Source organism: Romboutsia ilealis, assembly GCF_900015215.1.
In the GTDB taxonomy this organism is placed as follows: domain Bacteria; phylum Bacillota; class Clostridia; order Peptostreptococcales; family Peptostreptococcaceae; genus Romboutsia; species Romboutsia ilealis.
On the sequence record NZ_LN555523.1, the window covers coordinates 537,362 to 564,101 of the forward strand.

General features: G+C 26.9%; 36 protein-coding genes and 1 tRNA gene. 36 read left to right on the forward strand and 1 reads right to left on the reverse strand.

Annotated features, from left to right (window positions below; translation table 11 throughout):
* Nucleotides 1–222 precede the first annotated feature (222 nt).
* The 7 genes from CRIB_RS02485 to CRIB_RS02515 all read left to right on the forward strand — a co-directional run bounded on the left by CRIB_RS02485 (nt 223) and on the right by CRIB_RS02515 (nt 3,700).
* Nucleotides 223–531: a hypothetical protein gene (locus CRIB_RS02485; protein ID WP_180702976.1), complete on the forward strand. Its 309-nt coding sequence runs from the start codon at nt 223–225 to the stop codon at nt 529–531.
* A 25-nt stretch (nt 532–556) separates the two neighbouring features.
* On the forward strand, nt 557–712 hold the full coding sequence (locus tag CRIB_RS02490; protein WP_180702977.1) for a hypothetical protein: 156 nt from the start codon (nt 557–559) through the stop codon (nt 710–712).
* Nucleotides 687–1,172: a hypothetical protein gene (locus tag CRIB_RS02495; protein ID WP_180702978.1), complete on the forward strand. Its 486-nt coding sequence runs from the start codon at nt 687–689 to the stop codon at nt 1,170–1,172. Before CRIB_RS02490 ends, CRIB_RS02495 begins: the two co-directional genes overlap by 26 nt.
* 600 nt (nt 1,173–1,772) lie before the next feature.
* Nucleotides 1,773–1,970 carry a helix-turn-helix domain-containing protein gene (locus tag CRIB_RS02500; RefSeq protein ID WP_180702979.1) on the forward strand — a complete coding sequence of 66 codons (198 nt, stop codon included), beginning with the start codon at nt 1,773–1,775 and terminating at the stop codon, nt 1,968–1,970.
* A gap of 101 nt (nt 1,971–2,071) precedes the next feature.
* Entirely contained in the window at nt 2,072–2,305 is a 234-nt protein-coding gene (locus CRIB_RS02505; protein WP_180702980.1) for a hypothetical protein, read from the forward strand.
* Between the two features lie 122 nt (nt 2,306–2,427).
* The gene (locus CRIB_RS02510; protein WP_180702981.1) at nt 2,428–2,598 is read left to right on the forward strand and encodes a ribbon-helix-helix domain-containing protein; all 171 of its coding nucleotides are present in this window, start codon (nt 2,428–2,430) and stop codon (nt 2,596–2,598) included.
* 1 nt (nt 2,599) lies between these two features.
* Nucleotides 2,600–3,700 carry a type I restriction endonuclease gene (locus CRIB_RS02515; protein WP_180702982.1) on the forward strand — a complete coding sequence of 367 codons (1,101 nt, stop codon included), beginning with the start codon at nt 2,600–2,602 and terminating at the stop codon, nt 3,698–3,700.
* Nucleotides 3,701–3,903: 203 nt separating this feature from the next.
* On the opposite strand, the gene CRIB_RS12695 is transcribed toward CRIB_RS02515, so the two are convergent.
* Nucleotides 3,904–4,029, reverse strand: a complete 126-nt coding sequence (locus CRIB_RS12695; RefSeq protein ID WP_279386149.1) for a hypothetical protein — start codon at nt 4,027–4,029, stop codon at nt 3,904–3,906.
* Nucleotides 4,030–4,409: 380 nt separating this feature from the next.
* On the opposite strand from CRIB_RS12695, the gene CRIB_RS02520 reads away from it, so the two are divergent.
* The 29 genes from CRIB_RS02520 to CRIB_RS02660 all read left to right on the forward strand — a co-directional run bounded on the left by CRIB_RS02520 (nt 4,410) and on the right by CRIB_RS02660 (nt 26,659).
* On the forward strand, nt 4,410–4,553 hold the full coding sequence (locus CRIB_RS02520) for a plasmid mobilization protein (protein ID WP_180702983.1): 144 nt from the start codon (nt 4,410–4,412) through the stop codon (nt 4,551–4,553).
* Between the two features lie 22 nt (nt 4,554–4,575).
* Nucleotides 4,576–5,394 carry a hypothetical protein gene (locus CRIB_RS02525; RefSeq protein WP_180702984.1) on the forward strand — a complete coding sequence of 273 codons (819 nt, stop codon included), beginning with the start codon at nt 4,576–4,578 and terminating at the stop codon, nt 5,392–5,394.
* A 21-nt stretch (nt 5,395–5,415) separates the two neighbouring features.
* Nucleotides 5,416–7,149 (forward strand): DEAD/DEAH box helicase family protein, encoded by a 1,734-nt coding sequence (locus CRIB_RS02530; RefSeq protein WP_180702985.1) that lies wholly within the window; start codon nt 5,416–5,418, stop codon nt 7,147–7,149.
* Nucleotides 7,150–8,263: 1,114 nt separating this feature from the next.
* Nucleotides 8,264–8,338, forward strand: a tRNA-Thr gene (locus CRIB_RS02535).
* A 19-nt stretch (nt 8,339–8,357) separates the two neighbouring features.
* Nucleotides 8,358–8,825, forward strand: a complete 468-nt coding sequence (locus CRIB_RS02540) for an HNH endonuclease (RefSeq protein ID WP_180702986.1) — start codon at nt 8,358–8,360, stop codon at nt 8,823–8,825.
* A 123-nt stretch (nt 8,826–8,948) separates the two neighbouring features.
* On the forward strand, nt 8,949–9,386 hold the full coding sequence (locus CRIB_RS02545) for a hypothetical protein (protein WP_180702987.1): 438 nt from the start codon (nt 8,949–8,951) through the stop codon (nt 9,384–9,386).
* A 76-nt stretch (nt 9,387–9,462) separates the two neighbouring features.
* Nucleotides 9,463–10,299, forward strand: a complete 837-nt coding sequence (locus CRIB_RS02550) for an NUMOD3 domain-containing DNA-binding protein (RefSeq protein ID WP_180702988.1) — start codon at nt 9,463–9,465, stop codon at nt 10,297–10,299.
* Between the two features lie 41 nt (nt 10,300–10,340).
* Nucleotides 10,341–12,023: a terminase large subunit gene (locus CRIB_RS02555; protein WP_180702989.1), complete on the forward strand. Its 1,683-nt coding sequence runs from the start codon at nt 10,341–10,343 to the stop codon at nt 12,021–12,023.
* Between the two features lie 98 nt (nt 12,024–12,121).
* Complete coding sequence (locus tag CRIB_RS02560) at nt 12,122–13,396, forward strand: phage portal protein (protein ID WP_180702990.1); 1,275 nt, start codon at nt 12,122–12,124, stop codon at nt 13,394–13,396.
* Nucleotides 13,397–13,437: 41 nt separating this feature from the next.
* Nucleotides 13,438–14,490 (forward strand): phage major capsid protein, encoded by a 1,053-nt coding sequence (locus CRIB_RS02565; RefSeq protein WP_180702991.1) that lies wholly within the window; start codon nt 13,438–13,440, stop codon nt 14,488–14,490.
* A 71-nt stretch (nt 14,491–14,561) separates the two neighbouring features.
* Nucleotides 14,562–14,750 carry a hypothetical protein gene (locus tag CRIB_RS02570; RefSeq protein WP_180702992.1) on the forward strand — a complete coding sequence of 63 codons (189 nt, stop codon included), beginning with the start codon at nt 14,562–14,564 and terminating at the stop codon, nt 14,748–14,750.
* Complete coding sequence (locus tag CRIB_RS02575; RefSeq protein WP_180702993.1) at nt 14,743–15,036, forward strand: head-tail connector protein; 294 nt, start codon at nt 14,743–14,745, stop codon at nt 15,034–15,036. Before CRIB_RS02570 ends, CRIB_RS02575 begins: the two co-directional genes overlap by 8 nt.
* Nucleotides 15,037–15,043: 7 nt before the next feature.
* The gene (locus CRIB_RS02580; protein ID WP_180702994.1) at nt 15,044–15,361 is read left to right on the forward strand and encodes a phage head closure protein; all 318 of its coding nucleotides are present in this window, start codon (nt 15,044–15,046) and stop codon (nt 15,359–15,361) included.
* Nucleotides 15,362–15,366: 5 nt separating this feature from the next.
* Entirely contained in the window at nt 15,367–15,747 is a 381-nt protein-coding gene (locus tag CRIB_RS02585) for an HK97-gp10 family putative phage morphogenesis protein (RefSeq protein WP_180702995.1), read from the forward strand.
* Nucleotide 15,748: 1 nt separating this feature from the next.
* On the forward strand, nt 15,749–16,078 hold the full coding sequence (locus CRIB_RS02590) for a hypothetical protein (protein ID WP_180702996.1): 330 nt from the start codon (nt 15,749–15,751) through the stop codon (nt 16,076–16,078).
* 42 nt (nt 16,079–16,120) lie between these two features.
* A complete protein-coding gene (locus CRIB_RS02595; protein WP_180702997.1) occupies nt 16,121–16,717 on the forward strand; it encodes a major tail protein in 597 nt (198 codons plus the stop codon).
* 143 nt (nt 16,718–16,860) lie between these two features.
* Nucleotides 16,861–17,172: a tail assembly chaperone gene (locus CRIB_RS02600; RefSeq protein WP_180702998.1), complete on the forward strand. Its 312-nt coding sequence runs from the start codon at nt 16,861–16,863 to the stop codon at nt 17,170–17,172.
* A gap of 38 nt (nt 17,173–17,210) precedes the next feature.
* On the forward strand, nt 17,211–17,375 hold the full coding sequence (locus tag CRIB_RS02605; RefSeq protein ID WP_180702999.1) for a hypothetical protein: 165 nt from the start codon (nt 17,211–17,213) through the stop codon (nt 17,373–17,375).
* Nucleotides 17,376–17,461: 86 nt separating this feature from the next.
* Nucleotides 17,462–20,278 (forward strand): phage tail tape measure protein, encoded by a 2,817-nt coding sequence (locus CRIB_RS02610; protein ID WP_180703000.1) that lies wholly within the window; start codon nt 17,462–17,464, stop codon nt 20,276–20,278.
* Nucleotides 20,279–20,833: 555 nt separating this feature from the next.
* Nucleotides 20,834–21,142, forward strand: coding sequence for a hypothetical protein (locus CRIB_RS02615; RefSeq protein WP_180703001.1), 309 nt, complete (start codon nt 20,834–20,836; stop codon nt 21,140–21,142).
* Nucleotides 21,126–21,482 carry a hypothetical protein gene (locus CRIB_RS02620; protein ID WP_180703002.1) on the forward strand — a complete coding sequence of 119 codons (357 nt, stop codon included), beginning with the start codon at nt 21,126–21,128 and terminating at the stop codon, nt 21,480–21,482. Before CRIB_RS02615 ends, CRIB_RS02620 begins: the two co-directional genes overlap by 17 nt.
* Nucleotides 21,483–21,513: 31 nt before the next feature.
* The gene (locus tag CRIB_RS02625) at nt 21,514–21,690 is read left to right on the forward strand and encodes a hypothetical protein (protein WP_180703003.1); all 177 of its coding nucleotides are present in this window, start codon (nt 21,514–21,516) and stop codon (nt 21,688–21,690) included.
* A 15-nt stretch (nt 21,691–21,705) separates the two neighbouring features.
* A complete protein-coding gene (locus CRIB_RS02630; RefSeq protein ID WP_180703004.1) occupies nt 21,706–22,200 on the forward strand; it encodes a hypothetical protein in 495 nt (164 codons plus the stop codon).
* Between the two features lie 306 nt (nt 22,201–22,506).
* Nucleotides 22,507–22,770, forward strand: a complete 264-nt coding sequence (locus CRIB_RS02635; RefSeq protein WP_180703005.1) for a hypothetical protein — start codon at nt 22,507–22,509, stop codon at nt 22,768–22,770.
* Nucleotides 22,771–22,886: 116 nt separating this feature from the next.
* The gene (locus CRIB_RS02640) at nt 22,887–23,912 is read left to right on the forward strand and encodes an IS1595 family transposase (protein ID WP_180703006.1); all 1,026 of its coding nucleotides are present in this window, start codon (nt 22,887–22,889) and stop codon (nt 23,910–23,912) included.
* Between the two features lie 130 nt (nt 23,913–24,042).
* Nucleotides 24,043–24,531 (forward strand): hypothetical protein, encoded by a 489-nt coding sequence (locus tag CRIB_RS02645; protein ID WP_180703007.1) that lies wholly within the window; start codon nt 24,043–24,045, stop codon nt 24,529–24,531.
* 200 nt (nt 24,532–24,731) lie between these two features.
* On the forward strand, nt 24,732–25,367 hold the full coding sequence (locus CRIB_RS02650) for a hypothetical protein (RefSeq protein WP_180703008.1): 636 nt from the start codon (nt 24,732–24,734) through the stop codon (nt 25,365–25,367).
* A 66-nt stretch (nt 25,368–25,433) separates the two neighbouring features.
* The gene (locus CRIB_RS02655; RefSeq protein WP_180703009.1) at nt 25,434–26,327 is read left to right on the forward strand and encodes a ParM/StbA family protein; all 894 of its coding nucleotides are present in this window, start codon (nt 25,434–25,436) and stop codon (nt 26,325–26,327) included.
* Nucleotides 26,328–26,329: 2 nt separating this feature from the next.
* Nucleotides 26,330–26,659: a hypothetical protein gene (locus CRIB_RS02660; protein WP_180703010.1), complete on the forward strand. Its 330-nt coding sequence runs from the start codon at nt 26,330–26,332 to the stop codon at nt 26,657–26,659.
* Nucleotides 26,660–26,740 lie beyond the last annotated feature (81 nt).

Genomic DNA, 26,740 nt, shown 5'->3' on the forward strand with positions numbered 1-26,740 from the left:
TCCAACGTTGTATGGTCGTAACATACCTATCCTAACTGGGATAATCCAAAAGGAAGTCTACTCACTGTTTTTCGTGGGTAGCTATGTCCAATTGGCTAAGCCTTCTAGGATAATCAGTTTAGGTTATTAGAAGTCAATAGGTTTCGGTAAAAATTGAAACTTGGACATAGCTGATATACTTAATAATAAAAGAAATAGATAATATATAGATTGGAGATAGGAATGAAAAGTAAAAAGTCTGGAGTAAGTATGGGTGGTACTATTGAATACACAAGAACAAAAAAGAAACAACAATTTATAAATAAGATAGATAGAGTAAAAAAGAAGAATGCAAAAGTATGTGTTAATTGTGTAGATAACAGGGAAGGTTATTGTGATAGGTTCAAAGGATGGTGTGGTAGAGTGAACTATCACTGCAATGGAGAAACTATATCATATCAAGAAAAGTTACAACAAGATAAAATTAAATATGAATTAAAAAAGAAAAAAGAAAAAGAAAAAAGAAGGTGCAATAAAACTTGTAATAAGTAAATATTTATATTAAGAGGTATATTAAATGGTAAAGTTTAAAATAGAAGATATGAAAATTAATATTACATATGGTACAAATAAGGTTGATAAAGATAGATTGTGTAGCATCTTTATAGATATAATAAAAGATTTAGAAAAAGAAGATTTAAAAAACAATGAGAATAAAATATCGACACAATAAAGAAAATAATATGTTATACAATATCTTTTTAAATGTATATGAAATAGATTATAGACCATATAAAATAGATGATATAGATAAATTTATAGTAAAAGATACAATACATCTTATAGATAGAATAATCACAAGTGAATGTAAAAAGATATTAGGCAAGATAGGCATAAAAAAATATACAAATCTAAGAGAAAAAGAAGTTAAAGAATTATTAAAAAAACACCTATCAAATGTAGAACCAGAAATTGTTTTGAATATATATAATGAGCATAAAGTTAAACTAGATATGTTTGGCTATGAAGTATGTGAAGTATTAAATATATCAAAGTGGAAATTTAACAAAATTAAACATACTTTAAAAATATCTGGAACACAGGTTGTAAATATTAATTGTAAACCTAAGATAATAAACAAATATGATAGAAGATTTATATATGAAATATTGATAAACAAAAATAAATTATAGTTTTACACATTAAAATCCAGATGAATATTTTAATTAAATAGATTGATTAGGAGCTGGAGCAATCTATACTTTAAAGAATAATAGGTTAGTAAAAGAATTATACCTTAAGTAAGTTACAACAGCTTAGAAACGAATTTAGACAGGATATAAAGGCATTAAAGAAGGAATATAACCAATTAGTTTTTGATTTAGATAAAAAAATTTAAAAGTGGTTTATGTATAAAAAAAGTAGCTAAATAGGCTACTTTTTTTATACAAAAATACAAAAAAATGTAAAATAAGACTTGCAAAGTTCACGATATCGTGATATAATAATATTTGTAAAGGAGGTGAGAACAATAAAACTGATAAATAAATTAAAAAGACTTAACAACCTTCTAAGACAAATTGTTAAGTCACTACTTTACCTAATAGCAATAAAAGAACTTATTTTATCGCTATTAAAATAAAATTAAATATATTAAAGAGATACCCACATATCTCTTTAATATATATTATCAGTTTTTTATTAAAAATGAAAGAATTATTAAAAACAATTTTTTACACAATAATAATTATTATGTTATTAAAAGTTTTATTTAGTTAAAAGAAGGTGAGAATATGAATAATCCATTTGAAGGATTAATGGCATTTTCAGATGCTAGTAAACGTTGGAAACTAAGTGACAGCACATTAAGAAAAGCTGTAAGCTATGGGAAGTTAGTAGAAGGTATTGATTGTAAAAAGTTTGGTAAGCAATGGATAGTAACTGAAACAGCTATGATAAGAGAATATGGAGAACCAAAAGAAAGTAATTAGATAATAAAAAAGAACCATACCCAATAGATTGGAATACAGTTCCCTAGACAAGAAATAGTATACCATCTATTGGAATGAAAAACAATAGGAGGAAATACAAAATGATATACATAAAAGCAAAAATAAGAAGGTTTAATAGGGATTTTAATAAGGAGGAAAAGTTAGTGATAATACTTGGAAGTATAGTAACTATATTAGCTGTAACTATGGGATTAATTTTCTTGTTGATGATAGCTAAAAAGATATTTGATTTATATATAAATTCAACAGCCCCATATTTCATAAAGGCAATGAATAATATAATAGGATTTTTCTTTGAAGGTTGGACTTTATAAATTTGAAAATTAATATTCAAAACAGGTATAATACCTGTTTTTATTTTATTTAAAGTTAATGAAACTTAATGACATTTTAATAATAAAGTATTATAATTATTCTTATAAGGGAGTTGTTAAATATGACACGAATACGTAAGGAAGTGAGTAGAACTAGATTTAGTACAAATGTAGACAAAAAACTTTTGGAAATCTTAGATGAATTATCAAAAGAAACTAAAATACCTAAGTCTAAACTAGTAGACACAGCTTTAGAAATGTTATTTGAAAAATATCAAATTGGAGGAGAATAAAATGGACTTTATAGATAAAATAAAACAGCATTCACAAAGAATAGAAATGGTAAGAGGTAATTTAGCTACAGAAGAAGCTACTAAAACAGCTTTAATAATGCCATTCTTTAGTTTATTAGGATATGATGTATTCAATCCTATGGAATTTATACCAGAATTTGTAGCTGATGTTGGAACTAAAAAAGGGGAAAAAGTAGATTATGCAATAATGAATGAAGGAAAACCTGTAATACTTATAGAAGCAAAAGGTGTAGATGATGATTTAACAAAACATGATGCACAATTATTTAGATATTTTACAGTAACTGATGCTAAGTTTGCTATATTAACTAATGGTATAGTATATAAATTCTTTACGGATTTAGAAGAACCTAATAAGATGGATGAAAAACCATTCTTAGTGTTAGACTTATTAAACATAAATGATATGCAAGTAGCTGAACTTAAAAAGTTTACTAAAGATAAATTTGATATAGATACTATATTCAATACAGCATCAGAATTAAAATATAGCAATCTTATAAAGGCTCAATTAAATAGTCAATTAAATAATCCTAGTGATGAATTTGTAAGATTTATAATAGGTGATTTCTTTACAGGAGTAAAAACAGCTAATGTAGTTGAAAAGTTTAGACCTATAGTAAAGAAATCTATGCAACAATTTGTAAATGAATTTATGAATGATAAAATAAAAAGTATATTAAATAATGAAGTTGAAGAAGATAAAACTGTAGTTATTGCTCCAGAAGAAGTTGAAAACATAGAAGAAGTTGCTGTACAAGAGAATACAGAAAGTAAGATTGTAACAACAGAAGAAGAACTAGAAGGATTTAATATAGTTAGAAGTATATTATCAGAAGTAGTAGCTCCAGAAGATATACAATTCAAAGATGTTGAAAGATATTTTGGTATATTATATCAAGGAAATATAAGAAAATGGATATGTAGATTATATTTCAATTCATCTAAAAAGAGCATAACAATATCTGATGAAAATAAGAGAGAAGTAAGATATTATATAGAAAATATAAGTGACATATATAAATATAAAAATGAATTATTAAGTTCATTAGATAAGTATTTAGAAAAAGTAGATGCATAATTTGAAAGCAGGTGTAAAATCCTGCTTTTTACAATTTGTTTATAAGGATTTAAAACTTAAGTATAGATGTAGATTGATTATTATATTTTGAAAAAAGTAGATAATTTATATAAAATAGGTTATAATATAGTTAATAATAAACAAAAAAAGAAATTACAATCTAGTGGAATAGAGCGTGATTTCTATGTAATAAACTAACAAAGTTAATTTTTATCTAAATCACTCTTATTGCCTGTAAGAGTGATTTTTATTTTGTCATAAATAAAACAACCTATAATACTCAATATTATAGCATCTGAATTATTCAATAAAAATGTTAAAATTTCCATACATCCACCTCCTTTCCTCGGACTATAGGAAAGAAGTCTTATCTTAGTACAGAAACCATCACTCTTAGATTGTAATTTCTTCAAGCTAAATTATACCATATATTAATTATTAAATCATTTGTTTTGTTTATAAAATTAATTTTTTATTCAAAATATTAGAAAAAAACAATCCATTTAAAGCCACGGAGAGCCTTTTCAAAATTATAGGTAATACTAAATATCCTTTTAAAAATGAGTATTACAAAACAAATCTTAAATATTATTAAAAAATTTTATATATTTTTTTACACTTGTCATTTTTACCGTATATAATCACTTATCAAGTTCTTTAGGAACTAAAAAAAATTTAAAGATTATGTAGCTACAAAGGAGATAAGAAAATGATAAAAAATGAAGTGATTAGAGCTAGAGTGAGCAAACAGGAAAAAGAAAAATATATGAAATTCGCCGAAAGTAAAGGTATGAAAATATCAAATTTAATAAGAACTTTATTAAATAAAGAAATAGAAAAAGAAAATAGATAGATTAAAAAGGAGATTTAATAAGATGAATAAAAGTTTTAAATACAAAAAAGAATGTAAAATATGCAATAAAACATTTGACACTAATACAGCAACATCAAAATATTGTTCTGATGAATGTAGGGCAATAGCTAATAAAAATAGAACTTATAAACTTATTTGTGAAGAATGTGGAGAAGAATTTGATGGTAAAAATAAAACTAATAAATTCTGTAGTGATGAATGTAGAAGAAAAAATATAAAGGAAAGATATGAGGTAGTTTGTAGTGAATGTGGAGTTGTATATAAAGCACCTATTGATTTAAAACATTATCCTTGTAAGGAATGTAGAGAAATTATAGAAAACTCTAAAGTAGAAAAAATATGCAGAATGTGTGGAGAAATATTTAAAACAAATGAAAATATAGAAGTTTGTAGTGGTTTATGTGAGTACAATTACAAAAGAGAAAATAAGTATAAATATAATATTAACATAGAGGAAGTTAAATCTATAGATAAACAAATAAAAGAGCTTTTATTAAGCTATTCTGGAGTAAGATTGAATAAAAAAGAGCAAACAGAAATATATAAACAAATAAAAGAAATATCGAATTTACCTATTCATAAATCAATTTATAAGTGTCTAAAAAGATATAATATATCTCATACTTACTTTGATACAGTTGATGGATGGTCACCTTTATTGATAAATACATCAGATGAACAAGATATTGAAAAACAAATATTAATAGAAGTAAAAAAAGAATTATTACAACAAACTATAAATAAATATGAAATAACTAAACGTGAATTTGAAATGAAAATAGAAAACATAAAACAAATTATAAAAAAATTAGAAAATTAATAAAAAGGAGATTGAATAAAAATGACAGCAAGATATTTATCAGAAAAATTTAGTAAAGAACAAGTAGAAGAGTTATTTACTACTAAAGGTAAAATACAAATGATTACAGCCCCTACAGGAGCAGGTAAGACTTATTTTGTGCAAACTAATGTAATTAAAATAGCTAAAGGTGAATTTAAACCTTTTGGAGCATCACAAAAGAAAGCATTACTATTAGCTAATAGAAGTGCTTTAATAACTCAAATCAAAGAAGATTTAAAGAATAATTTGGATGCTACATACTTTGAAAGTATAAATGAAGAAGAGTATGTAAGTAAATATATAGATATACTTTCATATCAATCATTAGCTAAAAAGATTTTAGAAGATATAACATTCTTAGAAAAATATAATCTAATAATAGCTGATGAATGTCATTATTTTTTAAATGATTATTGGAATAATACAACTCAATTAACCTTAAATGAGCTTATAAATCATTCTGTAGATAATACAATATTATTCTTTAGTGCTACTACAGAAGAATTGAAACATTTTATGGATATTATAAAAGATATAGAATTTGATGGAAGAGAACTTTACAATGAAGTTTTAAGTGTAGAAGAAAGTATGGATTTAGGATTTAATGATAGATTAGATATAGTTGTAACTAATGATGAATTAGAAAATGTTATGCAACAAATACCAGCTGATGAAAAATTTATAATATTTGTAAATGAGTTTATGACTAAAAATAAGATAGAGGATTTAGTTAAGACTATGAGTACAGATAAAAGAGCTATTGGTTTTATGTATTCTAAATGGGAACAACAAGGGAGAGGTTTTAAAGTTGATGAAGAAATGGCTAAAAAGTATGATTTAACTATAAATAATGAAAGTTTCTATGATGATTATATATTAGGAATAATAGCAAATAATGCTATGGATAATGGTGTTAATCTTAAGATGGAAGATTTAAAGCACATAGTCTTATTAAATCAATATGATTTTACACAAATAAAACAATTCATAGGTAGAAAAAGACATAATCCAAATAATCCAGAAGATAGAACTAATGTATATATAATATCTCATAATAAAGCAGAGTTAGAGAAAATAAAAGTTAACTGTGATAAAACAATGGGATATGTAAAGGACTATGAAACACTAACTAAAGAAGAGTTTATGGACAAGTATATGGTAGATATAACTTTAAATAGTGTATGTATTCCTAAGTATGAAAATTCATATTTAGAAGGATTAAAAATGTTAGATAGAACAAAATATAATGTGGAAAGAAACAATGATTTTCCTTTTATGATAACATTTTGTTTTGATGGAAATGTAGAAATACATCCTAATTATTGTCAAATAGAAAAAGTGGCTTGTAAGTTAAACATAATAAATGGTGTATTAGGGCAATTACAATATTGTACAATGGCTAAATTTTATGAAGTTAACCTAAGAAAATATTATAAAAATGTATCAATAAAAGAAGTTAATAAAAGTAAATCACAGAAAAAATATTCAGCATTAGAAGAGATACCAGAATATCTTGATAACTTAAAAGGTGTAAGCATAAATAAAGAACAATATAAAAAATTAAGAGAAGAATTTAAAATTAAATGGGATGTTAAGCATGAAAAGAAATTTACAGTTTTAGGTGATAAAGCTTTCAATGAATATATAAGTCAGTTTGGTTATTGTATTATGAAAGGTAAAGGTAAAAAAGTAGGTAATACAATACCAACTATATATATTATAGCTAAAAATTAATAGAGCAAAAAAGGTAGTTTTTTATATAATATTAATATACTTTAATCTAAAAACTACCGAAAAAACTCTTAAAAATAAACAATAAAAAATATACGACACCAGCTTGTCTGGTGGCGACACGTTGCATTTGCGATAGCAAATCAATGTGTAAAGAAATTAATACTAGTTTTAAATGCTAGTATTTTTTTTGATTTAATATAAATAATAGTTGAGCTTAAATACTCACTTGCTGGTTGCACCAGCTCGTTCGTTTGGTTTGTGGAAGAAATAAGTCAAGTGTAATCATTCAGAGCTTATTATTCTGACATATGAAGTGAGTTATGGTATCTCATTAAAAAACCACTCCTTTATGCTGGCTTAAGACAGGCTTATTGTGGGTTCAATTCCTACAGCTGGCAAATAAATATAAGACTTAAGATATTTCTCTTTTGTTTCTTAAGTCTTTCATTATAGATTGAATTATTCAATCTTCCTTTTATTTTTGAAAAGTGATGGCTCACTCTAAAAGCTACTTGTTTTAATCAAAAATCATTGAATTTATTCTTCATTGGATGTGCTATATAAAGTGGAGAATGTGTATGGTAGGACACTATAAAACCTACCTTCTTAAATATGTTCGTGTGAGTAGGTCATTTTTAATCTGGTTCAATCCCAGACACGAGCTATTAAACTATTTGTTCAAATCGTAAAACTAGCAAAAATTTTAGAGGGACTTAGTGTTTAAGTTAAAAATTTCCAATATATTAATTGTCTTGGTGGTATGTTGGGCAAGCAGGTTGAAATATACCTGCTTTTACGTTTTATGATAAATTATTCCGAGGTGAGAATATGGAATATGGCATTTTTAAAGACAAACTAAAAAAAGAATTATGTAAATATAATATTAATTTAAATAGTAAAATAATGGCTATAATATTCAAAGTACTCAATGAATTGAATATTATAGACTGAATATAAAAATTTTTTTAAGAAAGGCTGACTTATAAAGGAAAGTCGGACTAATCTGTTGCGTGAGATTTTAGAGTATTAATCTAGTCAACTTGAGAAGTTGACATTGTTAAATTGTTTACTAATCAAAAATCAATTCTCTATCTAATTGATAGAGAACCTCCTTGCTGGTTTAGCTCAATGGTAGAGCAATGCACTTGTAATGCATAGGTTATAGGTTCGATTCCTATCACCAGCTCCAATAAATATTATAGAAGGATGTGGTTATTATCCTTTATACACTTTGTAAGGATTGTAATACTAAAGTTCCATATGGTACTACTAGATGCAAAGAATGTGATAGTAAGTTTAATGAGGAACGAAACAAGAGAAACAATAGGAATAGATATGTAAGAGATAAGGCTAATGAAGATGCTATAAGAATGTTTTATGTATCTACAGATTGGAGAAATAAAAGGCAAGAGATTATAAAACTATATGATAATCATTGTGCAATATGTAGAGCTTTAGGAAGATATACAGAAGGTTTAGATGTACATCATATAGTTTCATTGCTTAAAGACTTTGATAAGAGATTAGAAGATAATAATCTAATATTAGTTTGTGTTGATTGTCATAGAGAGTTACACAGAGATAATATTGATAATGAAATTAAATTAAATAAATATATAAAACAAAAGATTAATAGTGATAAGTTCACAAAGAAATTATTAGGTATTGAAAAATAATTTTCAAAAATGGCTGGAGGACTAGTAATTTCCATTTTCCTTGAGAACCATCATTCCCAATGGAGAGGTCACGTTTACACACAATGTTAGTTTTCCAAACTTTTTAGAAGTAGGTGAATAAATATGAAAAATATGTATTCTCAAAGAACTAAAGAAAACTATGAAACTACACAACAATTACAAGAGTTAAACGGAAAAACTCTTACATTAGATACACCACATTTGAAAATACAGGATGATGTATGGCTGAATAAATTTGATTTCTATGTTGATTTATTAACCATATCTGATTTGCTTTCAGATTTAGATTTAGGTGTATTAGGTAATCTAGTTTCAACAGAAGTTTTATTAGAGAGATTACAAAAAGAATTATTAAATCCAGAATTGGATTTAGTAGAACAAAGTAAAATCATCAATAGTTATCAAAAACTATTGAGTAGTTATAATACCTTATGTTCCACAGTAGGACTAGGAATAAAGAACCGTGGACAAATACTGAAAAATAAAGAACAAAAAGTAGAAGAACAAAATGATGAATTACTAAAATTATTAAGAGATTAATATAAGAAGGTTCTGATGAATAATTATCATCCAGCCTTCTTTTTTGTTATGAAAAATAATAGAAAGAAGGTAAGTTATGAAGAAAAAATATTATGTATATATGCATCTATATCAAGACAAACCTGTTTACATAGGTAAAGGTAGCGTTAACTATAGCAAATGTAAAACTAAAGGTGGATATGATTGCAGAGCAAATAATAAGACAAATAGAAGAAGTCAAGAATACTTAGATTTCATTAAAATGGTTGGTAAGGAAAATATAGAGGTTAAAATAATAGCTAGATTTGATAACGAAGAAGATGCTTTATGGCTGGAAGAAGAATTACATAAGGTTCATAAAGACTTATTTAGTATGGTTACTAGAGGTGAAATGCATCCTTTGTATAATAAACCGAGAAGTGTATCAACTAGACAAAAACTAAGTAAAGCCAATAAAGGTGCTAATAATCCCAGAGCTAGAAAAGTGATTATGTTAGATAAAATAAACAACAAACATATTAGAATATTTGATTGCATAGTAGATGCATTGGAGTATTTAGATTGTACTACCAATAACACATCAAATATAACGAAGTGTTGTACAGGGGAAGGATTAACAGCTTTAGGTTATAAGTGGATGTATCTGGAAGATTATGAAAATAAGACCGAGTTATATTATAAAATAATCAATAATAAATCAGATGTAAAAAGAAGTAATAATCATAATGCCAGAAAAATAATAATGCTGGATAAAAATATAGATGTAGTTATAAAACAGTTCGATTGTATAACGGATGCTATAGATTATTTACAAAAAGGAAATACAACAAATCTAAGTGCTTGTTGTAGAGGTAAGCAAAAAACAGCATTTGGTTATAGATGGATGTATGCTGATGATTATTTAAAACTAAATAAATTTAAAGAGATAGCTTAAGACAAGTTATCTCATATTACTATGAGAAAGAAGGTGTTTATATGAATATTAGTGCATATGCAAAAGCATATAAATATGCACAGGATGTAGTATCTGGTAAAGTTGTAGCTGGTAAATACATTATAAAACAATGTAAACACTTCTTAGATATGGTAAATAACAAAGATAGTGAATATTACAAAACGTATTTTGTAGATATGAAGGTAGTAAAAAAGATAGATGGAATAGTTCAATTATCAAATTTTGCTACAGGGGAATTTGCAGGTAAGTCTTGTTATAAGCACATAGCAGGTTACCAATGGTTTATATTAATAAACCTATATGCAATATTCCATAGAGATAAACCATATAAAAGAAGATATGAAAAGGCTTGTGTATTTATAGCTAGAAAAAATGCTAAAACGTGGTTAGTTTCAATGTTTATGTTATTAGCATTGATATTTGAACCAGATTATGCACAATTAGTAGCTGGAGCTAATACAAGAGACCAAGCAAGTATATTATTTGATGAAATAAAGAAAACATTAGAAGTATCACCTTTATTGTTGAAACATTTTACAGTACGAAAAGATAAAATAATATGTAAAATGAACAATAATATATTATTTCCAATAGCAGGTGAAGCAAGAAATACAGATGGAAAATTAGTATCTGTAGGTTGTGTAGATGAATATGGTAGTGCTAGAGATAGTTCTATATATGATAGTTTACAAACTTCTATGCTATCTACTATAAACAGATTATTATTTACAATTTCAACAGGATATCCATATCCAAATAATCCAATGAAAGACCAGATTGAATATGGGAAGAAAGTTTTAGATGAAATAATAATAGATGATAGATTTTTCTTAATGTGCTATGAATTGGATGAAGATGATGATTGGATAGATGAAACAGTTTGGATTAAATCCAATCCTTTACAGGCTACATCTGAATTAGGTATGGAGTTCTTAAGAGGTGAGTGTAAAATGGCACTTGAAATGAGTAGTAAACAAACATCTTTTAGAACAAAAAATCTTAATCAATGGTTGCAATCAGCTGGAGAAGATAAATATATGGACTTTGATTTATGGAAAAAGTGTAGAGTTGATAAGATTGATTTCAAAGGTAAAGAAGTTATAGTTGGTATAGATGCATCTTTAACAACCGATTTAACAGCAATAAGTATTATGTTTAAAGAAAATAACAAGTACTACATAAAATCAATAGGATTTCTACCAGAAGAAAGTTTGAAAAATCGTAGGGAAAAATTCGATTATAGACTTTCAGCTGAAATGGGTGAATGTCATATAACAGATGGATATATAGTAGATTATAACTATCTTGAAGAGTATATAAGAAATATACCTTCTATATATGGATGTACTATAAAAGAAATATGTTATGACAGCTACAATATGACACAAACAGCTCAAAGGTTAGCTGATACATTTGATGTAGTAGAGATAAAGCAGAATTATTACAATTTATCACATCCAACAAAGACATTTAGAGAACAAGTATATCTGAAAAATGTATACTATGAGAAATCAAGTTTATTTGATTGGTGTATGAGTAACTGTAGCACAGTTAAAGATAAATCAGAAAATGAAATGATAACTAAGAAAAATAAAAATAATATGAGGATAGACTTGGTTGCAAGTACAATATTTGCTTTCAAACAAGCATATGCACTTGAAGAAAAACCAAAATTTAATATTGACGATATATTTATGATTTAATATCAAAAAATTCGAGCCTTTAAATTGGATTTTAAAGGTGTTTAAAAATACTTATAAGGTATTTATACCTTTAAAAATACGATAGAAAGGAGAACACTATGGGAATATTTGATAAATTCACAAGAAGTGAAACTGTTCCAATGGATAGTGAAAATATAAATACAGGAAATGTATTAAATATAGAATTTAATGGATTTTCAAAAAGTAATAGAGATATAGCTTTAAAACTAAGTGCATTATATTCTGGAACTAATTTAATATCAGAAACTATTGCTAGTTTACCAATCTATAAATATAAGATTGAAAAAGATGGTTCTAAGGTAAGAGTTAATGAGAAAATAAACTATTTATTAAATAGGTCGTGTAATGGATTTATAACTTCATTCGATTTAAAGGATACAATTATAAAATCAGCTATATTAGAAGGCAATGGTTTTGCACTAATAGTTAGAAATGATAATTTTGAAATAGAAAAACTAATTCCTTTAAAGAAATCAGAAGTTGAACTAAGACAAATAAATGGTACAGATGAATATATGTACAAGATAACTAAGGAAAATTATCAAGGTGAATATCAATATTTTGAGGTTATAAACTTAGCTTTAAATAGTGAAGATGGTGTAAATGGAAAAGGTATTTTAGAGCTAGGAAAAGAAGTCATAGGTCTAGGGAATGCGCAATCAAAATTTATTGGTGCTACTCTTACTAATGGTTCTTATATGAAAGGTTTATTAACTACACCTAACAACTTATCTCCAGAGCAAAGAGAAAATTTATCACAAAAGATTAAAAGTTTCTTTAGTGGTGGAAATTCTGGGAGAGTGCTAGTACTACCAGATGATTTAAAATACCAGAATATAAGTTTATCACCAGCTGATGTAGAACTATTGAAGATGCAAGAGTTTAATATATCAGAAATAGCAAGATTATTAAAGATTTCACCACATATGATTGGTGGAGCAGAAAAGTCTGGTAACTATGGTAATCTTGAACAATCAAATCTACAGTTCTTACAATATACATTATTACCTTATATTAGAAGGATTGAAGAAATATGTAATATGCAGTTACTTACAGAAGAAGAAAAAGAAAGTGGAAATTATTTCTACGAGTTTAATATAAGTAACCTATTGAGAACTAATAGAAAAGATGAAATTGAGTATTACACTAGAGCATTAGATGCAGGTGTATATTCTATAAATGAAGTTAGGAATAAACTAAATGAAAATAGAGTTGAAGGTTTAGATGTACATACATTATCTAAATTCAATTCAATAGTTCGTGATGGTCAAGTAATAAATACTATTATGAACCAAACTATTAATGAAAAAACAAATGAATATGAAGAAAAGAACACTAGTGAAGAAAACTAGTGTATTTTTGTGTGCAATTTTACAGAAAGGAACTTTGAAAAATGAAAGCACTTATAGAAAAAAGAGCCAAATTAATGGCTGAATTAGATGCTATGGAAGTAGAGCTAGAAACAAGAACAGCTGAACAAGCTGATGTAGAAAAAATGCAAACAAAAATAGCAAAAGTAAAAGAAATAGATGCTCAAATAGAGCTACAAAAAGAAACTAGAAATTTAAAAAATACAAAAGAAATGAAAGTAGAGGAAACAAATATGGAAACTAGAGCAATGTTATTAGAAGGAAAAGAAGTAGAATTAAGGGATATGACTAAATCAAATGTAAAAGGTGAACAAGTTCAAAATGGTACATTAGTTACAGATAGAGCAAAAGAATTAGGATTAAAAGATTTTGCTAGAATAGAAAAATTCAATGGTAATTCAATAGTACCTGTACAAAAATCTAAAATGGGTAAACTTGTTAAGGCATCTGAATTAACTGAAATATCTAAGAAAGATGTTTTAGTTGAACAAGTAGACTTAAGACCAGAAAAATATGCTTTATTAACAGTTGTATCAGAAGAATTAATGAATGATGCATCATATGATGTTGAGGGATTAATAAGAGAAGAAGGAAATCAAGCTATAGATGAAACTGTAGAAAGTATGATAGCTACAACTTTAAATACAGCAGAAGGTGTTGTAGATGTTAATCAAAAAGCATCTGGAGTTATAGCTTTAGAAGATGTTACTAACTTATACTTTGGATTAAATGCTAAATATAGAAAGAATGCTATATTCGTAGTAAATGATGAACACTTAAAAGGATTAGCAGGATTAGTTGGTACTGATGGGCATCCAATACTAGTTAGAGATTTAGTAAATGGAATGCAATTTAAATTAATGGGTAGACCTGTTGTTGTATGTGAAGATATAACAGATATGATGTTTGTTGATATGGAAAAAGCTGTAGTTTGTGGAATAGGAACAAATGCACAAGTTAAGCGTTCAGATGATGCTTTCTTTACTACAGGTGGAGTTGTATTTAGAACAACTGTAGCTTTAGACTGTAAACCAGCTATAGTTAAAGCAATAGCTAAGTTAAAGTTTGTAGGTTAATATTTCCTAGTTGAAAATAAGTTGTGTCTTTAATGGCACAACTTTAATTTTATTTTAATTGAGGTGATAAGATGAAATATGAAGTTATAACATCACCTTTTTATTGCTTAAAGTTAAGCAGAGCATTCACAAAAGGTTCAATAGTAGAAATAGAAGATACTGTAAGAGCTGGTGAATTGGTAGATGCTGGTTTATTAGCTGTTGTAGCTGAAACTAAAAAGAAATCTACTAGAACTAAGAAGGTGAAGAAAGATGTTTAGTATTAAAGATATAGATTTAGATTTTATGAAAAATTATCTTAGAGTTGAATTAGAATTTGAAGATGATGATAATGAAATAGAAATATTTATGTATGTTGCTAAAGAATATTTAAAACAAGTCTGTGGACTTTCAGAAGATGAATATTTACAAGCAAATACACTAGTTCCTGCTTATTTAATTTTAGTTAGTGAAATGTATGAATACCGAAGTGCTATGGTGCAATCAAATACTAAAGCTAACCCATTGATACAAAGATATATAAATACCAGCAGAAAGTTCTTTTAGGTGAGTTATGTTTAATATAGGCGAGTTAAGAGAAATATTACAAATTCACAAAGAAGTAAAAGTAGCAGATAAGAACACAGGAATGAGTGTAAAAAAACTTCAAAAATTATATCGTTTAAGATGTAAAAAGAAAGTTCAATCATCTAAAGAATATATATTTGCTAATAAAGACATGGAAAGTCAAACTGTAAAGTTTCTAATATTTAGTAGAAGAGATATATATTTAGATAATGTAGTTATTTATAAAAATGAACAATACAATATAAAGCATATAAGTCCATATGGAAATGGATATGTTGAGCTTATATGTGAAATAAGAAGGTAGTTAATATGAGTTTACAATTTGATTTATCAAGTTTAACTAAGAAACTATCAGAGCTTGAAAAGAAAGTTCAAAAAGATGTAGCTAAGAAAGCATTATTAGCTGGAGTAGAGCCAATGGAAGATGCTTTAAAGAGTGCATCACCTGTAGATACAGGAGAATTAAGAGATAATATAAAGAGTGCTAAGAAGATAAAAACTAAAAAAGGTAGAACCACAATAGATGTTGGAGTTACAGGAGATAATCGAAAGATTGTAGAACGTGCTTATTATAATCATTTTGGTTCTAGAGGTAGAGCTGGAACATATTTTATGAATGATGGTTTTAAGAAAGGTTTAAATCCAGCACAAGAAAAAATAATAGAAGTTTTAAAGAAGGAGTTAAGATAAAATGATTAACTCAAAGATAATAACAGCATTAGAGCCTTTAAACATACCTATTTATTGGATGAATTATGATGGTGATGATAGTGAATATATAATATTCCAAACTAATAATCAGAATGATATTAGATTTACTGACGATAATGCTGATGCAGAACAATCAGATATAGGTTTAATATATTGGTTTAATACAACAGATGGAGCATCTAAAATAGATATGTTAAAGGAGCTAATGAAACAAAATAATTTTATAAAAATAAGTGAACGTGATATGTATGATGATGGTTATTATGGTAGAACGTTCAATTTTAGATATGTAAAAGACTTTGAAATATAAGTCTTATTTTTATGTAAAAATAAGAAATGAGGTAATAAAAATATGGCAAAAATAGGTCAAATAGGTTTAAGTGGTTTACACTTAGCTAAAAGAAATGAGTTAACTAATGAAGTAGATACAGACACAACAATATCTGTAGCTGGTTTAGTTACAGCAGAAGTTGAAATAGAAACTGTAAGTGAAAATATATATGCTGATGATGTCGTTGCAGAAGTAATAGCATCTGGTTTCAGTTCTGGAACAGTAACTATGGAACTTTTAGGTTTATCAATGGAAGAGTATGCATTAATTTCTGGACAAGAAATAGTTGATGGAGTTGTAGCAGATAATTCAAATGTATTATCACCTGTGCTAGCAATGACATTTAAGTCACAAAAATCTAATGGTACTTATAGATATGTATCTTTACCGCAAGTTAAAGCTAATATAAAAGGTGAAAGTTTTACTACAAAAGAAGATGGTGTTGAAATAGCTAATGTAGAAATAGAGTTCTCTATAATACCAATGGCTGAAACAGGGATATGGAGGGTTCGAGCAGACCAAGATGCTTGTAAGAATACAGAGTTCTTAAATACATTCCTAACTACATTCCCAGAAAATGTACCAACACCTTTAGAAATGTTAAAAAATAAAAAGTAGTGAAAATAACTAAGATAAAAGGTTCTCTAATTCGACTTAGAGGGCTTTTTATTATGTACATAAGGTATTAGCATACCTATGAAATAAGGAATATTTTATATATTCCTTAGAATTTAAAAATTAAACTTTAAGGAGTATGTAAAATGCAAAAAATAAAAATAAACAATAAAGAATATAAAATATCATTTAACTTTGGAGTTATAAAAGGTGTATGTAAAGAATGTAAATGTACAACACCAGAAATGATAGCAAGATTAGCTGACGGTGATTTAGATGTTATATCTAGTGTTTTATATCATGGTATAAAATTCAATCATCCAGAGTTCGAGCAATCAGAAGTAGATACATTAAATTTACTAGAACTATTTGCTAGTTTTAATGTTGTTGGTCAATTAATGAATGATGCAATGCCACAGGATAATAAGCCAAAAAAAACAGTAACGAAGAAGAAATAGATTTAACTGATGATTGGGATTGGTCATATCTGGAATATTTGTGGTATACGTTATTACACAGAACAGATAATTTTGATAATACAACACCTAAATATTTATTTGAACAGCAAGAGGTATATATGAAGGTAAATGGATTATCAAAAGATGATAAATCTAAAGTAAAAGAAGAAAAGAAATTGGATAAAGTAGAAGATTTCTTTTAATTAAATAGGAGATAAACAAGGAATTTAATTTCCTAGTTTATCTCTTTTTTTTTATTAAAAAATTAAAGAAAGAGGGAAAAGAAATAATGAGTGAAGTTATAAATAATTTGCTTGTAGAACTTTCATTAGATAGCAAAGATTTTGAAAGTGGTTTAAAAGATGTTAATAGAGCAACGAAACAAATGGAAACAGCATTTAATGCAAGTAAGAAAGCATTAGCTTTAAGTGAAAAAGGTATAGAAGATTATACTAAAGCTGTTAATGCTGGAGAAAATGTATTAAAGCAATATGAAAATAAATTAGATGCTTTAAATAAAGCATATGTAGAACAGCAAGATAAACTAAAGAGCTATAAGAAAGAATTTGATGAACTACCATCTAAAATAGCTGATGCTGAAAAGAAATTACAAGATTTAGCACAAACAGTAGGAACAGGTTCTAAAGAATATAAAGATGCAGAGAAAGAACTTCAAAAGTACCAGCAAAAACTAGATGGTATGGACAGAACACTTTCAAGTGCTGTATCTGGTTTAAGAAGTTTTGAAAATCAAATAGCACAGACTGAAAATAAGATGACATCAGCATCTAAAGAAATCGGACAGCTAAAAGATGAATTATCTAAGTTAGATAATGTTGATGTTGATAATTTATCATCTATGTTCGATGATTTGGATATAGGAGATTTCACAGGTCAAATAGATGGTTTAGATAGTGGATTAGATTTATTATCATTAGGAGCTAAAGGAGCAGGTTTAGCACTAGCAGGAATGTTCACAGCATCCATAATAGATGGTACAAAGAGTTTCGATAAGGCTATAACGGATTTAGAAATAAATCTAGGAGTGACAGAAAAACAAGCTGAAAGCCTTCATAAGAAGATAAAAGATTTTTCTGATGGAGGATATGATGTTGGTAGTATATCAGAAGGTGTTGAATTACTAAGTCAAACTATGAGCCTTACTGATGAAGAAATGGAAAAAGTAACTAAAGGTATGTCTATAATGAACGATAGAGGATATGAAACATCTGATATGGTTCGTTTTATGCAAATGGCTTATAATAATTGGGGAATGTCAGCAGAAGATGCATTAGGTATGATTATAAGAGGACAGCAAGAAGGAATGAATATTGCTGGAGATATGATGGACACATTCTTAGAATATACACCAATATTTAGTCAATTCGGTGTAGATGGTAAACAAGCATTTGCATTAATATCACAAGCTATGAAAGATACAGGTATGGATAGTGATAAAGTAGCTGATATGATGAAAGAAGTATTTCTTACTATCACAGATGGTTCTGATGCTAGTAAAGAAGCATTAGCTAGTGTTGGAGTAGATGTAGATGATTTAAAATCAAGAATTGATAGTGGCGAAATTACTATGGTAGATGCTTTTAATGAAGTAAATAAAGCTATACTAAGTGTGGGTGATGAAACAAAAAGAGCACAAGCACTTCAAGATATATATAAAGGAACGGTAGAATATGGAAATCAAACAGTATTAGAAAGCTGGTTAAATGTTAAAGATGGTGCTTTAGATACAGCAGGAGCTATAGATGAAGTAACAGGTGCTTATGAAGGAAGTTATCAAGCATCACAGCAAGATTTTAGTAACAGTTGGAATGAGTTAAAAGAAACTATTGGTAGTGGTGTATTACCTATATTAACTACTGTTATGGACACTTTCAATTTATTATTTTCATCTGTAGGTTTAGGTGTAAGTAATGTAGTATTAAACGTTCAAACTATGGCTAATCAAATAAAAGCATTTTTCCAAGAAATTCAGATAAGTATATTAGAAACATTTGTTAATAATCCAATAGCCGAAAAGTTATTTCCAGGGATGGAAGAAAGACTTGAAACAGCAAAGCAACAACATGAAGAAACTATAAATTACATTCAAGAAAATGAAAGAAAGTTAGCTGAAAATTCTAAATTAAGTAATGAAATTTACAAAGGAAGTAAAGAACAAACTTATAATGATACAAAGAATATAGCAGACCAAAAGACTAAAGAAACAGCTGATATAATAGATAAAAATACAAAAGATGGAGCTAGTAAAGCGAAAGCTAATATGGATGCTATGAAAACTGATGTTGAAAATAGTTTATCTGGATTGGGAAATATAGCATTAACTGAAACAGGTGAAATACCAAAGGCTACTAAAGCTAATTTAGATGCATCAGCATTAGTTATAAAGCAATTTGGTACTGATGCATATTTAGGTGTAAAAACTAGTTTTAGTAAATTAGAAGAAAGTGCTAAACAAAGTATGACTAATTTATATAAAGGTGTAAGCACTTCTATGTCAAAAACTAAGACTAATGTTATGCAAGATGCTACAGGTATGTATAATCAAAGTAAGAAGAGTTTTAGTGCTTTAGAACAATCAGCTAAAAGTTCATTTAGTTCATTATACAATGGTTGTTCAAATTCTATGAAAAAACTGAAAAATAATGTTATAGCAGATTGGAATAGTATCAGAAATACTTTATCAAAAGGCATAACAGGGAAGGTTACTGTAACTAGAGCTACAGTATATCAAACATCTACACAGGCATTAACACAAGCTATGAATGAACGTATGGCTGGTTTAAGTAGAAATAGTGTAGATTTCTATGGAGCAAGATATAAACCATCACAGGTTGTGTCAACAACAGGTGGAGCATCTACAGCTAGTTCAAGAACTAATGATAGAATGTATGAGGAAATAAAAACTCAAAATAAATTATTAACTAAAATGTTAGATGTGCTAATGAGCGAAAGAACTACTGTAGTTGAAAATACAATTAACTTAGATGGTAGAGCTGTAGCAAAAGGAACAGCAAAATATATAAATGAAGAAATAAATACCTCTAAAACTAGAAGTGCAAGACTAGCTGGAGGAGTAGGATTTTAATAAAAAAAGGATAACAATTAAGTTATCCTTTTTTTTACACTTTAACTCTGGCAGGAGAAAAAGTGGTATAGAACTTGAAATAAATATCAAGTTCAAAAAATCCAAATAATTATTATGGAAACCACACTCTACAGCACATAGAATGTAATCTCTTTTATACATATTATTATATCACACTTTATGTAAACTTAAACAAATATTATACAATAAGATATTAAATAAAATATGTTTTTTATATGCTATTTTAAGGCTATAGGAGCTATTATAAGGGCTTTCATAAAGATTATTGATAAAATATATTGCTTAATATAAATATAAAAATTAGAGCTTTAATTATTAATAGGATATTTTTAAAAAGTTGTCAAAATAGGAGTTACATATAGAGGTAAAATACAAGAACTCTTAAATTGATAACTTTTTAAATTATTGAAAATTAATATTCAAAATAGATTTACAGTTTATGTTTATACGTTCCGTTTCGTAACCGTACACCTTCGGTGTACACTTCACTTCACTAGGTTTGTGAGAAGAAAAAATTATGAAAGGAACAATATAATGAATAAGTTAGAATTTAATTTATGGCTGTTAGTTTTACATCCAGATAAATCAATTGAACTCATGAACCACAGCTATGAATATGAATACCACAAAGAAGAGATAACAGAATTACTTTTAAATAAGTATAAATATTATCCCTTAAATTTAGTGCTAGATAAAAGGTATGAAAAAGAATTTAAGTTGATACATTCAACAGAAGATATAAGTAATGCAAATTATCAAACATTAGATATTGGAATTAATTTTATACGATTAAACAATAAATTAATATACAAAGGAGATATTGAAGATGAAAATAATAGATAGAAAAGAAATAGATGCTAAACTAATGACAGGTATACATATATTACAAAGGCAATTTGGATGTAGGATAAAAACTGTATATGCTTATAAAGTTGAACATCAAGATAGTTATATAGGAGCTTTAGTAGGCTATTTTAATAGAAGAATTAATGAAATATATATAAATATATATAAGCAAGTAGCAGGTACTATTATTGATGTAGGAACTGTTTTAGTTTCAGAAGGTAAATATGGAATACAAGTAGATACATTAGAAGGTAAAAAAGAAGAGCTGGATGCTCATAGAGATATAATAGATGAATTAGCATTAGAAATATATAGAAAGGAGCATATAGAGGACTAGAGAAATCTAGTTCTTTTTTATATACAAAAATATGGATTTAGATTTAATATATATTGCAGAAATGCAAGCAAGACATGAAGAAAAAGAAAATAAAAAATATGATGCTGTAGATTACTTTGAAATATATGATGAAACAGATTATAGAAGAAATACAAATAGAATGAATGCTAAATATTATGATAGCTATGAGAGTAGATTTAATTATTAAAGGAGATTGAAGAATATGAAGAAAAGAAAATTAAAAAAAGTAACACCTTATTGCTATAAAAGAGTTTTTGACTTAACTATGTTCCCAAAGGAGCTATTAAAATACTATGGTTTAGAGCCAGCAAAATATTATTATATAGGTTCTAGTAATATTGAACCTAAAGATAGAAACAATAGGTGGAAATCACACGTAGTAGCTGATTATCACATAGATAGAAATGTATTAGATTTTATAAAAAAATATAAAATGTTTCTTGAAGAACAAAGTGATATGTCTACTAAAGAGATAGACAAATTATTATTTGATACTTTAGAAGTGTTTTCTAAACATCAATCAATAGAGAATGCTAGAAAATTTGAAAATGATTTAATAGGTCACTACCAAATGTTACAAGCTATTAATAGTACTATAAGTATAAAAGATAGAGTTTTTATATTAAACAGTAGAGGAAGTAGTGTGAAAATTAAAAATGGTAAAGTTAAATTTAAGAGAAAATTATTCATAGATTAACTGTGGATATATTGTGAATAATTTTACAGAAAAGGAAATATTTCTTAATGGATAATGAAAAAAATCCTAATGGATAATGAAATATTTCCTTAACAATAGAAACTGAAAATTTTCCGTGACATACTATTCTATTATATAACTATTCTACTAGTTACTATTCTAATAAATAACTAAATAAATAAATAAAAAAGTTGGTTGTGTATTTATTTGATTTATTTATTCGGATAAATAAATATTTCATCATAACAAATATTTTGTAGTATGGTATAATTAACACATAACATTTACAGAAGGAGTTAAGTTGAAATGATATGTATACAAGATAAAGTTTTAGATTTAGGTTTAAGAGCACAAGAATTACATTTATATATGCAAATGATAAAAGTATCAGATGAAACAGGAACAGTTATATTGAAACAACAGGAGTTTAGAGATTTGATAGATGTTCAAGATACTAGAAGTATAGTTGCTTATTTAAGAGCCTTAGAGAGCCACGGATTGGTTTATTATGTAGGTAGAACAGATAGAGTAAATACATATAAACTAAACAATAAGTTTTATTTCAAGTAGGAGATTTTAAAAAAATCTCTTTTTTAATAGGCTATGTTTTAAATCAATGTTGAAAATGGATACTTTTAAATATATAGGTTATAATATAGATATATTAATGTTTCGGAGGTTATAGTATGCCAAGTATAAAGTCTATATTAACAGATATACAAACATTACCATTAGGTCAAATAGAGGAATTATTATCTTACTTAGAAGAATTTCTTGTATTAGGTTCTCAAGTAGGACAAGTATGTGAAGAAGTTAAAGAGTTTAGATTTGCTAAGGGGAAAGTGTGCCCTCATTGTAATTCTGAATCGATATCAAGAAATGGTAAATACAATGGTAAGCAAAGATATATCTGTAAAGATTGTAGAAAGACTTTTACTGATTTTACAAACTCTGCAACATATAGAAGTAAGAAATCTTTAGATAAGTGGTTAAAATACGCTAAATGTATGATTATGGGTCTATCAATAAGAAAATCTGCTAAAATAGTAGGTATAAATATAGCAACAAGTTTCTTCTGGAGACACAAAATACTTGATTGTATAAGCGATTTTTTAGGTACTGGTCATGTTGATGGAGTAATAGAAGCAGATGAAGTATTTTTTGCTGAAAGTTTTAAAGGTACAAGAACTGGTAATATGCCAAGAAAATCTCGTAAAAGAGGTAAAGAGATTAAAAAAAGAGGTATATCTAAGGAGCAGATTTGTGTTGCAACAGCGTTAGATAGACAGGGAAACTTAATAATAGAGCCTTTATGTAAAGGTAGAATGACACATAAAGAACTTGAAAGGCTTTATAAAGGACATATAGGAGAAAATTCTATATTATGTACAGACAGCCATAAGTCATATATTAAATTTGCTACAGATTTTAATTTAGACCATAAACGTATAAAAACAGGTAAACATAAAGAAGGTATTTATCACATCCAGCATATCAACAGTTTACACAGTAACTTAAAGAAATGGATGGGTAGATTTAATGGTGTCGCAAGTAAGTATATATCAAACTATATGCAATGGTTTAAGTGGTTAAGATTATTTGAAACTGATAGAGATTATATTAAAACTAAGAATTTTATTGTACAAAGCAATGTGGCATACTCTTATACTAAGATAAAGGATTTCAAATTAAGAACTCTAGAGTTTATGTAATCGGAAACATATTGGTAAAATATGCTATAATAAAAACAAGTACGCAATTGTTATATATTACAAAATAACTAAAAAATGGTAAAATATAGTTTATTGTGTATTTTCAAATATTAATTTAAGGGAGAGTAAAATGAAGAAAAAATTAATTTTAATATTATCATTTATGATATTTGGATTTGAATTAATAGGATGTAATAAAGATAATGTGGAAACTATAAAAGATACTATTTCAAATAATTATGCTGAGGTAAATGGTGAGGATTTAGAAATACTAGAATGGTCATATAGTGCAAAAGAACCAGATAATCCAGATAAAAATAGTGCTAGTTTCATGGGTGATATAACTATGGGTAGTAAAGATTATATGTCTAAAAAAGCAGTTAATATAAACTTAAAAGAAGGACAATCGCTAAGAATTGAAACAAAGACTTACTATCCTATTACAGTAATGCTAAAAGATAATTCAAATGAAGAATACTTATTTAATAAAACTTCAACACCAGTAGATAGTTCTATATTAGTAGATGAAGTTAAAAAAGACGGGCAATATGAATTAATGGTAGATTTTAATGAGATTGATGAATTTACCTTTAAAGTGTACATAGTTAATAAAAAATAGTAATAATACACAACATTAATATAATGCGAACAAAAGTAGTGGTATACCGATTGATATACCACTACTTTTTTGTTATTGAAATTTATTCTAATATCAACATTGTATTAAAACATAGCCTTTTAATAAAATAAAGTATTGCATTTTTGCAACATTACATTTATAATAATACTTGTAATAAAGATTAAAGGAGTTAGGCAAATATGAAAACAAACATAATGGGATTTGAACAAACAGCAATAATAGATGCTAAATTAAATGGAAATGATGTAATAGTTTTAAGAACTATGGTTGACATGATAGAGAGTGAAAGATTTGCTACTATAGAAATAGAAGGTGAAGTTTTTACTTGGATAAACTACCAGCTATTAGTTGAAGATTTACCAATGATAAGTGATAAAATAGACACTTTTAAAAAGATAGTAACTAAGTTAGTAAATAATGGTTTTTTAGATAGGAAAGTTAAAAAAGCAATAGGAGCTGGAGCTTATACATATTTTAAGAAAACTAAAAAACTAGATGCTATTATATTTAAACCAGAAGTAAAAGAAACTAAGAAAGACATTAAGAAAACATCTAAAGAAAATGTTGATGCACAAGTTCCAGAAGATTTTATACCAGCTGAAACTTCTTTAAGAGCAGAGTTAGAGATATTAGATGAAGTAATGACAGAAAGAATAAGTTTTACAACTAGTGAATTAGCAATAGAGTTTATAAGTAAAAAAGGTATAAGTGGTTTAGTACCTATAGTGAATAGATTATCTAAGAAAAAGGAAAATGGAGATTTTATAAATAATAAATATGTAAGAAATGCATTAAATACAGCAATGAATGCATAAAAAATTTTAAAATAAAGTGTTGCAAAAATGCAACAATACATAAAAATAAAAGGAGATTGGAAAGTTATGAATAAGAAAATATATGTAGATTTAGGCAATAGCAATTACAAAATGTTAGTAGGAGATAAGAAAATAGTAGATTGTAGTAACATCCAAGAAGTAACAGCAGGCACATTTGGAGCTTGGAATATTGATAATAAACATTACATAATAGGAGCTGGAGCTGTGACACGTAAACAGACTAATAAAATAGTTCCAGAAAAAAGAGCTTTATTAAGCAGGGCATTATATAGTGTAGTTGATAATGGAGATAAGATAGACTTAGTAACAGTATTACCTTTAAGTTTATACTTTGATGTAGCAAATAGAGAAAGCTATATAAACCTTCTAAAAGGCAAACACACTATAACAAATAGTGATGGAGCTAAAAAGAGTTTTACTATAGCTAGTGTGGCTGTATATGCAGAAGGATTTAGTTCATTGATAACTGATATGACATTATTACAACAGCCAATATATGTTGTAGATATAGGTGGAACAGATTTAGATATATTTTATGTTAACCGTACACCAGATGCGAATAAACTACAAACTACTGAAAAAGGTACTAATATTTTAACAACTCAATTAGCTAAAGTATTAACTTCAAAATTACTTGAAAGTTATAATGGTTCGCAGGTTGAATTGTTACTAGAAAGATATGAAACACTTCCAAAAGAAATAAAAGATACTATAGATAGCTTTATGGAAGAATATATCAAGGTTAATATACAAATACCTTTAAAAGATTTAGGATATAGAGATTTATTAGCAACACCAATAATTTTCACAGGTGGAGGTTCAAAGCTAATGGCAAAATATATATCTAAAATACCAAATGCTAAGATATTAGACAACTGTATATTTAGTAATATAGAAGGAGCTAGAATACTTGACTTAAGAAAAAATGGAGGTAAATAATAATGCTAATAAAATTAAATATAGAAGGTGAACTATTAGAACTTTTAAAAAAGGATGCAGAGATTAATTGTAGAACAAACCCACAGCAGATTTTGTACTATTTAAGGCAAATATATAGTGGTCAATTATCGGTATCAAACAATACACAAGTGGTACAAATAGAAGTACCTACAGTAAACCAAGAAATACCAATAGTAAATAATGAGGTTCAAGGTGGTAACAATACAGGTTTAGCAATGGATATATCAAGTATAAATTATAGTACCAATATGGTACAACAGCAGGAACTTGAAGGTATACCAGAGATTGATGATGATATATTGAATTTTTAAAACTAATGGCTGGTGAAATATCTAGCCTTTTATATTAGAGAAAATATTGATATATGCTAAAGATATGTTATAATAATAAAG

Excerpts from the sequence above, each read along its gene's own strand:
- CRIB_RS02640 (WP_180703006.1), top strand. The coding sequence starts at position 22,887 with ATGCCAAGTATAAAGTCTATATTAACAGATATACAAACATTACCATTA.
- CRIB_RS02495 (WP_180702978.1), top strand. The coding sequence starts at position 687 with ATGAGAATAAAATATCGACACAATAAAGAAAATAATATGTTATACAAT.
- CRIB_RS02520 (WP_180702983.1), top strand. The coding sequence starts at position 4,410 with ATGATAAAAAATGAAGTGATTAGAGCTAGAGTGAGCAAACAGGAAAAA.
- CRIB_RS02575 (WP_180702993.1), top strand. The coding sequence starts at position 14,743 with ATGTTTAGTATTAAAGATATAGATTTAGATTTTATGAAAAATTATCTT.
- CRIB_RS02615 (WP_180703001.1), top strand. The coding sequence starts at position 20,834 with ATGAATAAGTTAGAATTTAATTTATGGCTGTTAGTTTTACATCCAGAT.
- CRIB_RS02610 (WP_180703000.1), top strand. The coding sequence starts at position 17,462 with ATGAGTGAAGTTATAAATAATTTGCTTGTAGAACTTTCATTAGATAGC.
- CRIB_RS02620 (WP_180703002.1), top strand. The coding sequence starts at position 21,126 with ATGAAAATAATAGATAGAAAAGAAATAGATGCTAAACTAATGACAGGT.
- CRIB_RS02500 (WP_180702979.1), top strand. The coding sequence starts at position 1,773 with ATGAATAATCCATTTGAAGGATTAATGGCATTTTCAGATGCTAGTAAA.
- CRIB_RS02550 (WP_180702988.1), top strand. The coding sequence starts at position 9,463 with ATGAAGAAAAAATATTATGTATATATGCATCTATATCAAGACAAACCT.
- CRIB_RS02650 (WP_180703008.1), top strand. The coding sequence starts at position 24,732 with ATGAAAACAAACATAATGGGATTTGAACAAACAGCAATAATAGATGCT.
- CRIB_RS02600 (WP_180702998.1), top strand. The coding sequence starts at position 16,861 with ATGCAAAAAATAAAAATAAACAATAAAGAATATAAAATATCATTTAAC.
- CRIB_RS02565 (WP_180702991.1), top strand. The coding sequence starts at position 13,438 with ATGAAAGCACTTATAGAAAAAAGAGCCAAATTAATGGCTGAATTAGAT.
- CRIB_RS02655 (WP_180703009.1), top strand. The coding sequence starts at position 25,434 with ATGAATAAGAAAATATATGTAGATTTAGGCAATAGCAATTACAAAATG.
- CRIB_RS02590 (WP_180702996.1), top strand. The coding sequence starts at position 15,749 with ATGATTAACTCAAAGATAATAACAGCATTAGAGCCTTTAAACATACCT.
- CRIB_RS02490 (WP_180702977.1), top strand. The coding sequence starts at position 557 with ATGGTAAAGTTTAAAATAGAAGATATGAAAATTAATATTACATATGGT.
- CRIB_RS02485 (WP_180702976.1), top strand. The coding sequence starts at position 223 with ATGAAAAGTAAAAAGTCTGGAGTAAGTATGGGTGGTACTATTGAATAC.
- CRIB_RS02580 (WP_180702994.1), top strand. The coding sequence starts at position 15,044 with ATGTTTAATATAGGCGAGTTAAGAGAAATATTACAAATTCACAAAGAA.
- CRIB_RS02635 (WP_180703005.1), top strand. The coding sequence starts at position 22,507 with ATGATATGTATACAAGATAAAGTTTTAGATTTAGGTTTAAGAGCACAA.
- CRIB_RS02505 (WP_180702980.1), top strand. The coding sequence starts at position 2,072 with ATGATATACATAAAAGCAAAAATAAGAAGGTTTAATAGGGATTTTAAT.
- CRIB_RS12695 (WP_279386149.1), bottom strand. The coding sequence starts at position 4,029 with ATGGAAATTTTAACATTTTTATTGAATAATTCAGATGCTATAATATTG.
- CRIB_RS02525 (WP_180702984.1), top strand. The coding sequence starts at position 4,576 with ATGAATAAAAGTTTTAAATACAAAAAAGAATGTAAAATATGCAATAAA.
- CRIB_RS02510 (WP_180702981.1), top strand. The coding sequence starts at position 2,428 with ATGACACGAATACGTAAGGAAGTGAGTAGAACTAGATTTAGTACAAAT.
- CRIB_RS02660 (WP_180703010.1), top strand. The coding sequence starts at position 26,330 with ATGCTAATAAAATTAAATATAGAAGGTGAACTATTAGAACTTTTAAAA.
- CRIB_RS02645 (WP_180703007.1), top strand. The coding sequence starts at position 24,043 with ATGAAGAAAAAATTAATTTTAATATTATCATTTATGATATTTGGATTT.
- CRIB_RS02560 (WP_180702990.1), top strand. The coding sequence starts at position 12,122 with ATGGGAATATTTGATAAATTCACAAGAAGTGAAACTGTTCCAATGGAT.
- CRIB_RS02530 (WP_180702985.1), top strand. The coding sequence starts at position 5,416 with ATGACAGCAAGATATTTATCAGAAAAATTTAGTAAAGAACAAGTAGAA.
- CRIB_RS02545 (WP_180702987.1), top strand. The coding sequence starts at position 8,949 with ATGAAAAATATGTATTCTCAAAGAACTAAAGAAAACTATGAAACTACA.
- CRIB_RS02570 (WP_180702992.1), top strand. The coding sequence starts at position 14,562 with ATGAAATATGAAGTTATAACATCACCTTTTTATTGCTTAAAGTTAAGC.
- CRIB_RS02555 (WP_180702989.1), top strand. The coding sequence starts at position 10,341 with ATGAATATTAGTGCATATGCAAAAGCATATAAATATGCACAGGATGTA.
- CRIB_RS02585 (WP_180702995.1), top strand. The coding sequence starts at position 15,367 with ATGAGTTTACAATTTGATTTATCAAGTTTAACTAAGAAACTATCAGAG.
- CRIB_RS02515 (WP_180702982.1), top strand. The coding sequence starts at position 2,600 with ATGGACTTTATAGATAAAATAAAACAGCATTCACAAAGAATAGAAATG.
- CRIB_RS02595 (WP_180702997.1), top strand. The coding sequence starts at position 16,121 with ATGGCAAAAATAGGTCAAATAGGTTTAAGTGGTTTACACTTAGCTAAA.
- CRIB_RS02630 (WP_180703004.1), top strand. The coding sequence starts at position 21,706 with ATGAAGAAAAGAAAATTAAAAAAAGTAACACCTTATTGCTATAAAAGA.
- CRIB_RS02625 (WP_180703003.1), top strand. The coding sequence starts at position 21,514 with ATGGATTTAGATTTAATATATATTGCAGAAATGCAAGCAAGACATGAA.